The sequence below is a fragment of the Petrimonas sp. genome (genome assembly GCF_963921705.1).
In the GTDB taxonomy this organism is placed as follows: domain Bacteria; phylum Bacteroidota; class Bacteroidia; order Bacteroidales; family Dysgonomonadaceae; genus Petrimonas; species Petrimonas sulfuriphila.
This window is the reverse complement of the sequence record NZ_OY997410.1, coordinates 2,980,616-2,995,583: the sequence shown is the minus strand read 5'-3', so window position 1 is coordinate 2,995,583 and position 14,968 is coordinate 2,980,616. Positions and strand designations below refer to the sequence as shown.

The 14,968-nt window shown below is 39.6% G+C and carries 9 protein-coding genes and 1 pseudogene; all 10 read left to right on the top strand.

The features are described 5' to 3' along the window. The first annotated feature begins 1 nt into the window (after window position 1). The 10 genes and pseudogenes from AACM02_RS12550 to AACM02_RS12505 all read left to right on the top strand — a co-directional run bounded on the left by AACM02_RS12550 (window position 2) and on the right by AACM02_RS12505 (window position 14,921). Window positions 2-1,630: a Tat pathway signal sequence gene (locus tag AACM02_RS12550; protein ID WP_339117158.1), complete on the top strand. Its 1,629-nt coding sequence runs from the start codon at window positions 2-4 to the stop codon at window positions 1,628-1,630. A gap of 96 nt (window positions 1,631-1,726) precedes the next feature. Next, window positions 1,727-3,184, top strand: a complete 1,458-nt coding sequence (locus tag AACM02_RS12545; RefSeq protein WP_339117157.1) for a Gfo/Idh/MocA family protein — start codon at window positions 1,727-1,729, stop codon at window positions 3,182-3,184. A 25-nt stretch (window positions 3,185-3,209) separates the two neighbouring features. Next, window positions 3,210-3,902, top strand: a complete 693-nt coding sequence (locus tag AACM02_RS12540; protein WP_339117156.1) for a DUF1080 domain-containing protein — start codon at window positions 3,210-3,212, stop codon at window positions 3,900-3,902. Between the two features lie 264 nt (window positions 3,903-4,166). Then, entirely contained in the window at window positions 4,167-7,295 is a 3,129-nt protein-coding gene (locus AACM02_RS12535) for a TonB-dependent receptor (protein ID WP_339117155.1), read from the top strand. Between the two features lie 26 nt (window positions 7,296-7,321). Next, window positions 7,322-8,803: a RagB/SusD family nutrient uptake outer membrane protein gene (locus AACM02_RS12530; RefSeq protein ID WP_339117154.1), complete on the top strand. Its 1,482-nt coding sequence runs from the start codon at window positions 7,322-7,324 to the stop codon at window positions 8,801-8,803. Between the two features lie 116 nt (window positions 8,804-8,919). After that, window positions 8,920-10,401, top strand: coding sequence for a Gfo/Idh/MocA family oxidoreductase (locus AACM02_RS12525; RefSeq protein ID WP_339117153.1), 1,482 nt, complete (start codon window positions 8,920-8,922; stop codon window positions 10,399-10,401). A 39-nt stretch (window positions 10,402-10,440) separates the two neighbouring features. Continuing rightward, window positions 10,441-11,322, top strand: a complete 882-nt coding sequence (locus AACM02_RS12520; RefSeq protein ID WP_286850145.1) for a PIG-L deacetylase family protein — start codon at window positions 10,441-10,443, stop codon at window positions 11,320-11,322. Window positions 11,323-11,396: 74 nt separating this feature from the next. Beyond that, window positions 11,397-12,159: pseudogene (locus AACM02_RS12515) on the top strand (DUF1080 domain-containing protein); the annotation flags it as partial. 38 nt (window positions 12,160-12,197) lie between these two features. After that, window positions 12,198-13,283, top strand: a complete 1,086-nt coding sequence (locus AACM02_RS12510) for an amidohydrolase family protein (RefSeq protein ID WP_339117152.1) — start codon at window positions 12,198-12,200, stop codon at window positions 13,281-13,283. A 183-nt stretch (window positions 13,284-13,466) separates the two neighbouring features. Next, window positions 13,467-14,921, top strand: a complete 1,455-nt coding sequence (locus AACM02_RS12505; protein ID WP_339117151.1) for a sulfatase — start codon at window positions 13,467-13,469, stop codon at window positions 14,919-14,921. Window positions 14,922-14,968: the final 47 nt, after the last annotated feature.

The window sequence follows — 14,968 nt, the reverse complement described above, 5'->3', positions numbered from 1 at the left end:
GATGGACAGGAGAGAATTTATCAATAAGACGGGATGGACATTTGTTGGTTTAGCCGCAACAGGTAGCTTGTTGCAAGGTTGTCCTCCAAAATCCAAAGAGGCAAAAAAAACATTACCATCTTCCCATAACCTGAAACTCTATTGGGGTGATATACATAACCACTGCAATCTCACCTATGGGCACGGAGATATGAGAGATGCGTTTGAAGCAGCCAGGGAGCAGCTCGACTTTGTTTCGGTCACCCCTCACGCAATGTGGGAAGATATTCCCGGCAGGAATGATATGCGCCTGCAATGGGTTATCGACTATCACACCAAATCATTCGATGCTTTGCGTGCAGGGAAATGGGACGAATACGTGAAAATGACGAGCGGATACAACAAGGAAAATGAGTTTCTTACTTTTTTGAGCTACGAATGTCACGATATGGCGCATGGCGATCACGTGGCATTGTTGTATGATTTGGAAGGGACAATGGTGGAACCTTCAAATGCCATGGAGCTGAAAGCAAGGCTCAAAGGGCAGAAAGCTTTTGTTACACCTCACCACATGGGATATCAGACCGGCTTCCGGGGATATAACTGGAAATCATTTCAGGAAGACGAACAGACGCCTTTCGTTGAAATGTACTCCCGCCACGGGCTGGCTGAAAGCGATGACGGCGACTACAACTACCTGCACGACATGGGTCCCAGGCAATGGGAAGGAACCGTGTTGTACGGATTGGAACAAGGGTACAAATTTGGAATTATCGGCTCTACGGATCAACATGCCGGCTACCCCGGAAGCTATGGTGACGGACGGGTGATGGCCCTCGCCCCTTCCCTCAAACGTGATGATATTTGGCATGCTTTGCAGAACAGAAATGTAGGATGTGCCACGGGTGACAAGATAAAGATAGATTTTCGGATCAACGACGCCATCATGGGCGAAGTCATCAGAGGAAACAGTCGAAGAATTTACCTGAATGTAGAGGGAGAGAATTCGGTTGATTACGTAGATATTATCAAGAACGGTAGATGCATCGCACGCATGAACGGGCCGCTTATTCCCACGGTACCTAAGGAAGATCCGGTGAGATGTAAAATAAAAGTAGAATTCGGATGGAACCGTGAAGAAGAATATGTACATTGGAACGGTAGATTATCAATTGATAAAGGGATAATAAATAGGATAACGCCCTGTTTCAGAGGAGCGGCATATACTTCTCCCCAGCCTGGCGAGAAAGCATTTAAGACCCGGGTAAACAGGGTTTTATCCTCTTCTGAAAAAGAAACAATACTGGATGTGTATAGCACCAAGAACCCCAATACTATGACTCCGACAGTTCAGGGTGTTATTTTAGATGTAACCATGCCTAAAGCGGGAAACTTAACGTCCGATTTCAATGGGAAAAAGATCACGCATTCTATCGGAGAATTATTACAAGGTTCAAAATCACACTTTATGATAGGCTGGTTGAGTGAAGCAATATTGTTCGGCAGGGCAATCCCTGAAAACGCTTTTCAGGTAGAACATTATATGGAAGATACTGTTGCAGAAAGAGAGATCGATTACTACTATGTGCGCGTAAGACAAAAAAACCAGCAATGGGCTTGGAGTTCTCCTATCTGGGTGGAAAAAAGGTAAAGTACTGTAATTTGCTTAAATTTGCAAAACTCCAATGAATTATTTGATAATCAGTTTTTTATATTTTTTTGGCCAATTAAATAAATTAGTTAATAGATGAAACGAAGGATTTTTTTAAAGAATGCGGCCGTAACCGGCGTATCGTTAACTATTCTTCCAAGTTATGCTGTCTCGGGATTAGGGCACGTCGCTCCGAGCGATAAGCTTAATATTGCTGGAATCGGTATTGGGGGCAAAGGAAAAGTGAACCTGAGAAATATGGTCGGGCAAAACATTGTTTCTCTATGCGATTGTGATTACAATTACGCCAGGGATGTTTTCAAATCTTATCCAAAGGCTTCCCGATATAAAGATTTTCGGTTAATGCTGGAGAAACAAAAAGACATTGATGCAGTTGTAATTGCTACACCTGACCATACACATGCTGTAACTGCTGCAGCCGCAATGGAATTAGGTAAACATGTCTATCTTCAAAAACCTCTGACTCATTCTGTTTGGGAATCAAGATATCTCTCTCAGTTAGCAAAAAAAACAGGAGTAATAACTCAAATGGGAAATGAGGGCCATTCTTCTGACACCGTGTATGAGGTGACAGAAGTAGTACAAAGTGGTTGTTTAGGTACCGTACGTGAGGTGCATGTGTGGACAAACAGGCCCATATGGAGACAAGGTATGCCAAAGCCTTTAATAAAAGTACCTGTTCCGGATTCACTAGACTGGGACTTGTTCATAGGTCCTGCACCCATGCGAGAATACAATCCTGAATATCATCCATGGATTTGGAGAGGGTGGTGGGATTTTGGTACAGGAGCTCTTGGCGATATGGGATGCCATTTGCTGGATGTACCTTATTATGCATTAAAACTCGGACAACCTGTTGCATTCCAAGCAGCATCATCTCTTGTTAATACACAAAGTGCGCCTATATCGGCAAAAGTTAGTTACAAATTTCCCGCCAGAGATAATTTACCCTACTGTCAACTGCCCGAACTGGAATTGACGTGGTATGACGGAGGTTTGATGCCTTCACGCCCCTATAATCTCCCTGAAGATGCTCCCATGAACCCCGGGGGAGGGTTTATGCTTGTTGGCTCAGAGGCTATCCTCATTGCTGAAGATTATGGTAAAAATTGGAAAACATATAGAAACGGCTCCTGTTTTATTCCTGAGGTCAAGGTAGATTTGAAAAGAATCCCCGATAATCCATTAGGAGGAGGCAGACATGAAATGCATTTTGTTGATTGCTGTAAAAATGGTGGACAACCTTCTTCGGATTTCAGTTATGCAGGTCCCTTCAACGAAATGGTTGTAATGGGAAATCTGGGTATAAGGTTGCAATCACTTCAAAAGACACTTTTATGGGACAGTGAAAAGATGCAAGTAACCAATATTTCCCCAAACGAAGAGCTAACAACCGCTGAATTAACACCTTTCTCTAGTGATATTGTTACCAGAAGTGTGGAACAGAAATCTCAAAAATGGATAAAATGGAATGCACTTAATATGTGTGAACAATGGATCAAACACAATTACCGTCCCGGATGGAATTTATAAAAAACATTATAAAAATATTAACACGATGAAATCAACATTTTTTTTTACGTTCTTATTCCTTTTCTCAATTTCATTATCAGCACAGGATAAGGATAATATCCTGACACCCGAAGAGTTCGAACAAGGTTGGGAGTTGTTATTCGATGGCAAGTCTTTAAAAGGCTGGAAAGCGTACAATGGAGATACACCAAAGACCTGGTCGGTGAACGATAATGCAATTTATTGCAATGGAACTTCAGGGGGAGATGATCTGATGACAGTTGATGCATTTGGTGATTTTGATTTTAAATTTCAGTGGAGAATCCCGGAAAAAGGGAATAGTGGTGTAATCTATAGAGTTAGAGAAGGAGTTCAGTGGAAGAAGCCATATCAAACCGGTGCAGAATATCAGGTATATGGAGAGGAAGAAAATTTTAGTAAAACATCGGTAGGATCACTATACGATGTCTATCCTCCTTCAACTGATAAAAAAATTATGCCTGCCAAGGAATGGAACAGTGGCAGGATTAGAATCTCAAACGGTTTGATAACCCACTGGGTAAATGAGGTTGTAGTTATGCAGTGCCAAATTGGTTCTGAAGACTGGAAGTCGAAAATTGCAGACTCAAAATGGAAAGATAATCCTTTTTTTATGAAATCCTCATTCGGCCACATCGATTTTCAGAATCACGGATCTGAAATTTGGTATAAAAACGTTAAGATACGGAGGTTGAAGTAAGTTATTAAATAAAATATTTTGCAATTTTATTTGCGTTTTTCGAGGTATTTGTTTCGCAAAAGTAATCATTTTAAATTTTTTTAAATCATTACTTTGCGCCGAGTAATGCTATAGGATTATTTTCCTGATTAAAGAACGTTACCCAGCCTTTAATTAACGATAGATAGAATAAAAGTTTAAATTAATAAAATACCAACGAAGAGATACAATTAAATTAAATTTTCTATAAATTATTTACACTATGAAATTGATAATTATTTGCTTATGAAAAAGTTTATTTTTACTTTATTTTCCTTATTCTTGCTGAATACAGGATTAATGTTAGCACAAACTCTAATAAAGGGGGTTGTATTGGAAGAATCCGGTGAGCCCGTGATAGGGGCATCAATTCAAATTAAAGGTACAGGACAAGGTACTGTTACAGATATTGATGGGAACTTTTCTCTAACTGTTCCGACAGGGACCAATGTATTGGTTGTTTCATATGTTGGCTTAAAAACACTTGAAGTAGTAGCACAACCGAATATGCGTATTGTGCTTCAATCCGATGTCGAACTACTTGATGAGGTAGTTGTGGTTGGTTATGGTACGGTTAGGAAAAGAGACCTTACCGGATCCGTTGGGCAGGTCTCAAGCAATAATATTAAGGATTTAAATATCTCAAATGCAACTCAGGCATTGGCCGGCCAGATTAGTGGTGTATCCGTACAACAAGGTTCCGGATCGCCAGGGAGAGGTGCTATCATTCGTGTTCGCGGGGCAGCATCAATTACGGCTAATAGTAGCCCTCTATACGTTGTAGATGGATTTCCGATCACGGGAGATATGTCTACCCTTAATCCAAATGATATTGCGTCAATAGAAGTATTAAAAGATGCATCAGCAGCAGCAATCTACGGTTCAAGAGCTTCGAACGGCGTTATTTTGATTACGACTAAATCCGGCCGCCAGGGCAAAGCTACTGTACAATTTGATAGCTATGTAGGTGTACAGACTGTTGCTAAAAAACTGGAATTATTAAATGCACAGGAGTTTATAGAGTTAAACAAAGAAGCCTTTAATGCAAAATATATAGCAAGTGTTCCGGGTGCCAAGATTACGGATCCTGTTGTCAATAGGCCTTCCGGTTACAGGTATAAATACCCTGATTTTTACGATGATCCTGCGGCTGTTGCTGCAGTAGGGAATGGTACTGATTGGCAGGATGAACTTTTCAGGACAGCTCCGGTTCAGAATTATCAATTAAATGTTTCTGGAGGTACTGATAATATAAATTATTTTTTCTCTACCGGATATTTTAATCAGGACGGAATTATTCTTAATACAAACTTTGAACGTTTCTCATTTCGTGCCAAGATTGATTCCAAAATCAACGAAAGGCTTACCTTAGGAGTAAATATTGCACCGAATTATTCAAACTCTAATGGTGTTAGTGAGGGACACCCGACAAATGGAGTAATTATTCAAGCGGTTGCTGTAGCTCCGTGGGTACCGGTCAGGTATGAAAATGGAGTGTATGCTTCTTCAATCGATTTCGGTAAAGCGGGTGGGGATGGTGTAACGGGTTTACCCAACGCTGTAGCAAGCGCAACTGAAATAAAAAATAAAACAAATCAATTACAATTATTTACCAATGCCTATGCAGAACTTGCATTGCTAAGTGATAAGAGTTTAAAGTTTAGAACAACCCTTGGTGCAACGATAACAAACTACAGTAGAAACTTCTTCCGGCCAGCGGGTAAAATTCCAATTGCCGGGAATCCGGGGTTGGGATTACCTCAACATCGTGAAGCTCAGTCAGATGCGCAAGAAACGTTCAACTATTTGAACGAGAATACATTGTCGTATGCGAGAACGTTTAATGGTGTTCATAATTTTGATGCGGTTGCTGGATTTACGGTACAAAAACAAACCTGGAAGCAAACTTATGCTAACGGTTCTGATTTTCCGGATGACATTATTGAAGTGATCAGTAACGCTAAAATCAGACAAGGATCTTCTAATATGAATGAATGGGCAATGATGTCTTATCTTGGCCGCGTAAATTACAATTATAACAATAAATATTATGTGACTGCTTCTTTCCGTTCAGACGGATCTTCAAAATTTGGGAAGAACAACAGGTTCGGTAATTTTCCATCCATGTCTGTCATGTGGCGGGCCTCAGAAGAAAAATTTATCAGCAACCTGGATTTGTTCAGTGATCTGAAATTGCGTGCAAGTTACGGTGTTACGGGTAATGATGCTTTATCAAACAATTATGCAGCCATCGGGACAATTGCTACAAGCAATTATGTGTTTGGCAGTGGGTCCGGAGTTATCGTAAATGGAGCTAACATGAATTCTATTGCCAATCCCGACCTTACCTGGGAAAAAGCATCTCAATTGGATTTGGGTTTAGAAATGGGTTTTTTTGATAACAGACTGACTGTTGGAACTGATTATTATAGTCGTAAAACAACTGACCTGTTATTGAATGTGCCCATTCCTACGATTACGGGATTTGGAAGTGCTTACCAGAATATAGGCAAGGTCGATAACTGGGGATTGGAATTCAACGTTGGAGCAAACATTATTAACAACAGTGATTTCTCCTGGTTGGTCAACGCTAATTTATCGTTGAACAGAAATGAGGTGAAGGCATTAGGCCCCGCGGGTGATCCGATTTATTACACAGCGCAAACCTCTGGTCAGGGCCATGTTTTAAAAATAGGATATCCTCTTGGAACATTCTACGGATTTGATCATTTGGGAGTCTATATGAATCAAAAAATGTTTGATGAAAATCCTAAAGAAGCAACATCTAATGTTGGTGATGCAATGTATCGTGATGTTAATGACGACGGAGTAATCACTTCTGATGACCGCACTGAAATTGGGAATGCAGAGCCGGACTTTTATTACGGTATAAATAATACTTTCTCTTACAAGAATTTTGATTTGGGTATATTGATACAGGGCTCTTATGGGGGAGAGATACTAAATATTGGTAAACGCTATTATGAAAACCTAGAAGGAAATCAGAACCAGCTAAGAACTGTTTTGAATCGGTGGAAGTCAGAAGAAGAACCCGGGGATGGATGGATGCCGCGTGCGTATGCAAACCCCACAGGTCAGACAAGCCAGGTTTCAAGTCGTTGGGTTGAGGATGGTTCTTATTTGCGTTTGAACAACGTCACATTAGGGTATTCCTTTTCGAATAGAATTCTTAGTAGGGTAAATATTGAAAATTTGAGGATATATCTTTCAGCACAGAACCCGATTACAATTACCAAATATTCTGGTTTTAATCCTGAAGTTAATACATCTGAGAATACGGTAACCCCTGGTTCCGACCACGGAATTTATCCAACGTCCAAGTCTTATAGCTTTGGGTTAAATATAACTTTTTGATATAATTAATTATAAAAATTATTCCTATGAAAAAAATATTGCAATTGGGAAGTATGGTTTTTATCTTCCTTATCATATATTCTTGTTCCGATTTCTTGGATCTTGTTCCTAAAGACAAGTTAAGCGAAGAGGTGTATTATGAAACACCCGAACAATTGGAGTTCGCTTTAAATGGTGCTTATTCTATACTCAGAAGCAATGGCGTGACAAAAAATTGGTACGTATTGGCTGAGATACCTTCGGACAATACATATGGAGTGTTGTCTGGTACAGTAACAGACAGAGATGAATTCGATAAGTTTTATCTTCGTTCATTAAACCCATTTTTATCCGGTTTTTGGGATGATGCTTATTTTGGTATCAATCGGGCTAATAAAGTCATAGAGGAACTGATAGACTCAGATGTAGAGGAATCATTAAAAAACCGCTATACTCTGGAAGCAAAGTTTTTGCGAGCCTTTCTGCATTTCAACTTAGTCCGTATTTTCGGGGATGTCCCCTTAATGACAAAGACTGTAACTATTCCTGAATCTTACAATGTGTTACGTACGAAAAAAAATGAAGTATATGCACAGATTATAGCAGACTTGACTGATGCTGCTGCGCTTCCTAAGTCGTACTCTTCGCCGGCTGATATTGGCCGGGCAACATCAGGAGCTGCAAAGGCACTACTCGGCAAGGTATACCTAACCATGGGAGATTATGCCAAAGCAGCAGTGCCCCTCAAAGAGGTTATTGATTCCAAGCAGTATCGCCTGATTGAAAATAACACACCCGGAACCTGTGATGGATTTGAGAAATATTTTGACCCCAACAATCATAACAATGAAGAAGCCATTTTTGAAGCTCAATTTAAGAAAGGCGGGTTCGGTACCGGAAGTGGCTGGGTAAATTCGTTCTCTCCTGGCGCTTCGGGTGATAATGTAGTAGCTGTTGGTGGTTCCGGTGATGACAATATCCCTGAAGAAGGAATGTGGGAATCTTGGGACGAAGGTGATTTTCGCAGAGACTTCTCTATGGCTTTGGGGTATACGAATAAACAAACAGGACAATGGGTAGTAGCCCGTCACGTTCGTAAATATAGGGACATACCTTATGCCAATGGTGATGCTAATAACAATTGGCCATTTCTTAGGTATGCGGATGTTCTTTTGATGTACGCAGAATGTTTAATTCAGTCCGGAGACTTAACTTCAGCAGCTGAATATATTAATCAAACTCGTCGTCGTGGTTTTGGTTATCAAAGCACAGAAGTGGGTTCTCCGGCGGATATTCCCGCTGTCAGTAAAGATCAGCTTTTTTTGGCAGTTGAAAAAGAACGCCGTAACGAACTGGCATTCGAGGGTCATCGATGGTTTGATTTGGTACGGACAGGACGTGCACTTACCGTGTTGAGAGCCACAGGTCAAAAGTTAAACGAAACTAATTTCATTGCCCCGATACCGCAAAATCAGGTTGATGTAAATCCGAACATTGAGCAAAATGACTATCGTATTGAACCAAAATAGAATACCTGTTTTCTAAATCTTAGAGCGTATTCGCTATTCTTTGTAAATAACTGTCTAATTGATTATGAAAAAATTAGACAGTTATTTGCAATTTATATAACATTAAATACAAAATTATGTCGTCAAACATTTCAAGAAGAAGATTCATTCAGTCTGGTGCAACTGTAGCTGCAGGATTAACGGTGGTCCCTTCAGCTGTATTGGGAAAAAGTAAGGGACACATATCCCCGTCTGACAAATTAAATATCGCAGGTGTTGGTGTTGGAGGAAGAGGATTCACTGTGCTTAGAGGCATGGAGAGTCAGAACATTATAGCGCTTGCCGACGTGGATTGGAAGTATAGCAAACGTGTTTTTGATTACTTCCCAAATGCCAAGAGATACTACGATTATCGTAAAATGTATGATGAGTTAGGAAAAAGCATAGATGCTGTGATGATTGCTACATCTGACCATACCCATGCGGTTATTGCAGCTGATGCCATAACAATGGGTAAGCATGTATACGTTGAAAAACCGTTGACACATAGTGTTTACGAATCGCGATTACTAACAAGATTGGCGGAGAAATTTAAAGTTGCTACTCAAATGGGCAATACTGCAGCCTCCGGGCCTGGTGTTCGTCAGATTATCGATTGGATTTGGGATGGTCAAATTGGTGAAGTTAGAAGAGTTGACGCTTATACAGACAGGCCTATTTGGCCTCAGGGATTGCAACGTCCTATGCAAAAAGAATCAATCCCCGAAACATTAAAATGGGATTTGTTTATAGGCCCTGCCCCCATGAGACCATACAACAGTATATATACACCGTGGAACTGGCGTGGCTGGTGGGATTTTGGAACTGGAGCGCTGGGCGATATGGCTTGCCATATTTTAAATCCTGTATTTAAAGGATTAAATCTATTATATCCAACAAAAGTACAGGGTTCTTCAACTATGCTAATGGCCGAAAGTTGTCCTGCTGCACAAATGTTTAAATATGTTTTTCCTGCTCGTGATAACATGCCTAAGGTAGGTATGCCCGAAGTGGAAATTACTTGGTACGATGGCGGTTTACAACCATTTCGACCCGATGGAATGCCAATTGGTAAAAGTTTAAATGTTGGAGGTGGTGCTGCAATTTTTTATGGTTCAAAGGATACTTTAATTTGTGGAAATGGAGGAAGAGAACCTTGGCTAATCTCAGGACGAACCCCAAATTCTCCTAAAGCACAACGAGAAATAACAATTTCACATGAAATGGATTGGGTACGTGCATGCAAGGAAAGCCCCGAACACCGGTCAAAGCCTGCTTCAGATTTTTCTATAGCAGGACCTTTAAACGAAATGGTTGTGATGGGCGTTCTCGCTGTTCGCTTGCAAGGATTAAATCAAGAATTAATTTGGGATGGTGAAAATATGAAGTTCACCAATATTCCTGAGGATGCAACAGTTAAGTCCATTATTGAAGATGGCTTCAAAATCTCGGATGGTCACCCTACTTTTAATAAGACATGGACAGAACCTCAAAAAGCTGAGGTGTTCGCACAGGAATTGATCAAACACACCTATTATAACGGTTGGAAATTACCAGACATGCCACAGGGGAGGTCGTAAGTAGGTAAAGTGAAAGTAATTAATTAAAAATAAATATTCATGAAGTATACGGTTGTATTTATTTTATTTCTATTTTCATGTTCTCTGAGTTACAGTCAGAACAGCCAGATTAATCAGGATAATAGAATCAATGTGATAGTTTTTGGAGCACACCCTGATGATCCTGACAGTAAAGTAGGCGGCACTGCAATTAAGTTTGCAAAGCTTGGACATAATGTACTCTTTGTTTCGCTCACAAATGGTGATGCTGGACATCAATCAATGGGAGGAGGCGCATTGGCAAAAAGAAGAAGAGCCGAGGCTATGGAAGCCGGCAGGCGATTAGGAGTTACTTACAAAGTTCTGGAAAATCATGATGGTGAACTGCTTGCCACCCTGGATCTGAGGAAAGAGGTGATCAGATTGATCAGGCAGTGGAATGCTGACATAGTTATTGGTCCCCGGCCATATGATTATCATCCGGATCACAGAAATGCAGCAATTGTCATACAGGATGCAGCCTACATGGTTATTGTTCCAAACGTAGTGTCTGATACACCTCCATTGAAAAAAAACCCTTTGTTCCTTTATAAACAAGACCGTTTTATGAAGCCTTATCCTTTTAAACCTGATATCACCATTGACATTACGGATGTGATAGATCAGAAAATATTGGCTATGACTGCACATGAATCTCAATATTTTGAGTGGCTCCCATGGACTAGTTCAATCGAGGCGCCCAGTGATGAAAAAGAAAGGGTTCAGTGGCTCAAGATATTTCGTGAACTACCCATCACTCCCTCCATCAGAGAGTCTCTTGTTAAATGGTACGGAGAAGAAGTAGGAAATTCCATTACAGCTGCTGAGGCATTTGAAATATGTGAATATGGAAAACAACCTACCGAAGAGGAGATTAGGGAGTTGTTCCCTATGTTGAAATAGTAACTTTGATTTTATCAATCACGAGGTAATAATCAATTGGAATATTAAGTTAAATTAAAAATTTTCACAGTATTATGAAATCAAAAGAAACTATTATAATTTTTTTAATATTTTTTTTGCTGTTTTCTTGTCAAAAGAGTGTACGGCATAATATTTTGTCAAACAAAGAGATAGATGAGGGATGGGAGCTTCTGTTCGATGGTGAAACAATGAACGGATGGAGAGATTATAACGGAAATTCACTAACGGCTCCGTGGTACGTAGAAAATGGAACAATTCAGGCCGCAGGGACTGGAACAGATGCTCACGGCTATATTGTTACAGAAAAAATATTTGAAAATTTTGAGTTTGTTTGGGACTGGAAAATTGCAGAAGGTGGTAATAGTGGCGTCTTGTATCATGTTGTAGAAGATCCTAAGTTTAATGTCCCTTATCTAACTGGGCCAGAGTATCAGTTAATTGATGAATATTCACCATCCAGTACGCGGGAGGATTGGCAAAAGACTGCAGCCAATTATGCAATGCACACGACAGATAAATCGAAGCTTGTTATAAAACCCTCTGGTGAATGGAATACGTCCAAGATCCTTTTTGATAACGGTCATGTAGAACATTGGCTTAACGGAGAGAAAGTTTTAGAGTTTGAAGCATGGTCAGATGATTGGTTTGCACGTAAGAACAACGGAAAATGGAAAGATGCACCAGACTACGGCCTTTCTAAAAAGGGAGTAATATGCCTGCAGGACCATGGTTCGGCTGCATGGTTCCGAAACTTAAAGATCAGGCAACTGCCAACGTTATACTAAAGATAAGAACTTATTTAATGGATTGGCTTTGAAACATCATAATTTTTTAAGTAATAAACTACAACAGTAATGAAGATGGGGAGACACTTTATCCGTAAAAGTTTTGCTTCAATATTTATTTTGATACTCATAATAACAACAAATGCTTGTGAAAAAAGCAAGTATTATCTTATTGATGATTTTAAGAAAATACCTAAGACAGACGTTCATTTACATATCAACACATTGAACAAGAAGTATATGGGGTTTATATCACAATATAACTTTCGAGTGGTTTCTCCTAATGTTGATGCAGGGATTTCAATTGATGAACAGCTACAAACGGCAAGTGCTCTGAAGAAAAGTTGGCCCGGGAAATTTGTTTTTTTGGGAACCTTTACGGTGGATGATTTTGGAGAACAGGGATTTACAGATAATGTGATCAAGAGGATTGATCATTGCAAAAATGCAGGAGCTTCAGGAATAAAAATCTGGAAAAATGTTGGGATGACTTTGAAAGATTCATTCGATGAGTATGTCATGATAGACGACCCGCGTCTTGATTCGATATTTATTTTTATGGTTGAAAATAAAATTCCTGTTATGGGACATATGGGAGAACCACGAAACTGTTGGTTACCACTACACGAGATGAACGATTCATCGAATTATCGATACTATAAGTCACATCCTGAATATCATATGTACCTTCATCCTGAAGCTCCTTCTTATAAGGATCAAATCGACGCCAGAGATAATCTATTGAATAAATTTCCAGATTTGATTTTTACTGCAGCACATTTAGGAAGCCTTGAATGGGATGTCGATGAAATAGCCAAAAGGTTGGACAGGTTTCCGAACATGAATATTGATCTGTCTGCCCGGATAGCACATCTTCAATATCAATCAATCATTGATTACGATAAAATGAGAAACTTTATGATAAAATATCAGGACCGAATCATGTATGGAACGGATATAACGATCAATGAAAATCAAACAGACCCTGATGCAATCTTACAGAGGCTGTTGGATAGATGGCAATCGAACTGGAGCTACTTGGCTACCGATGTAACACAAGAGATAAATGATATTACGCAGCCGGTTAAAGGACTAAAATTACCAAAAGAAGTGATTGATAAGATATATAATACAAATGCAGATTATTTTTTTTAATGTGCGAGAATTTTATCCGAGTCGGGTCCTGAGTTTTCTAAAAGACGGAAATCGAGAAATATAAACTTTTATCCGATCATTCCATCATTGAAATTGTCTGCCTGATGAGAACTTAATGAGTAAAACTTCATTGAAATAAAACAAAAAGAATTTAGCTATCAACATAAAAAATAATCGATTATTATGAATGCCCTTCGCAAACCTGAGGAATTTACAAAAGGAAAGAGATGGTTATATTTAATTGGTGGTTTGTGTTTCGCTCAGAGCATATGGGGACAAAAAACCTCTGCTTCACAACCAAACATTCTGGTTTTTATTGCTGATGATGCGGGAATGGACTTTGGGTGTTATGGAAATTCTGCCATAAAAACTCCTAATATTGATCGTTTGGCAAAAGAGGGGATACGTTTTAAAAATGCGTTTGTAACTTCTCCTCAATCAAGTCCGTCCCGAACCAGCATGATGACTGGTATGTTTGCCCATACTATAGGAACTGAGGATTTACATACTCCCTTGGAAGAAAATACAAAAATGATGCCATCTTATTTCAAAGAAGCAGGCTATAAAACTGGATCGATGTTAAAAACACACTGGGGGCCGGAGGGGGACAAGCAATTCGACGAGAGAATTTCCGGAGGATATCTTCCAGGCCAAGGTGATTTGACAGAAGAAACCTATAAAAATTTTTCTGAATTTTTGGATGGTTGTGAGAATAATCCTTTTTTTCTTTGGATAGGTTTTGTAGATCCACACCGTCCTTATAATAGAAGTGTTTGTCCTGAAAGGAATAATCCGGACGATGTGATTGTTCCTCCTTTCTTGATTGATGGTCCGGATACCCGTCGGGATCTGGCAGATTACTATGATGAGATAACGAGAATGGATGAAAATATGGGCAAAATGATATCCATCTTGGAGGAGAAAGGAAAACTTGATAATACAATTGTTGTTTTTCTTAGTGACAATGGAAAACCCTTTCCAAGGTGTAAAGGTTCACTCTATGATTCTGGAATTCAGACTCCGCTTATCTTTATGTGGAAAGAGAAAATTAATCCTAATACAGTACATGATAATGGTTTAATCAGTTGTGTTGATCTAGCTCCTACGCTTTTAGACCTTGTTGATATTCCGTTACCTCAGAATATTTACGGGAACAGCTTTCATGAGATTGTTTTTGATCATACTAAAAGGGGAAGAGATTACATCTTCGCTGAACGAAACTGGCACGACACAGATGAATACATCCGCTGTATTCGCACAGAGAAATATAAACTTATTTATAACGCCTACTTTGAAGTTCCGCATGGAACAGCATCTGATTTGAGTTCAAGCGCAAGTTGGTATGAATTGAGAAAGCAGCAAAATAATGGTCTCTTGACAAAAGATCAAATGCAAGTATTTACTGCTCCCCGTCCGATGGTAGAACTGTATGATTTGCAGAATGATTCTCTTGAATTGAACAATGTTGCCGATGTACAAGAACATATACAGGAGGGTAGGAAATTAGCCAAGTTGCTCGTCCAATGGCAAAAGGAAACTCTTGATCATCCATCCTGGAAAAGAAAACGGGCCGATAAAAATGATCGTATAACCGGATTTTTATTGTTTGATGAAATTCCTGAACTGAGAGAAGAATAATGCAATTAAATGATGTTTGTTAAGGTGAAATCTGCTAGGTTGTTTGA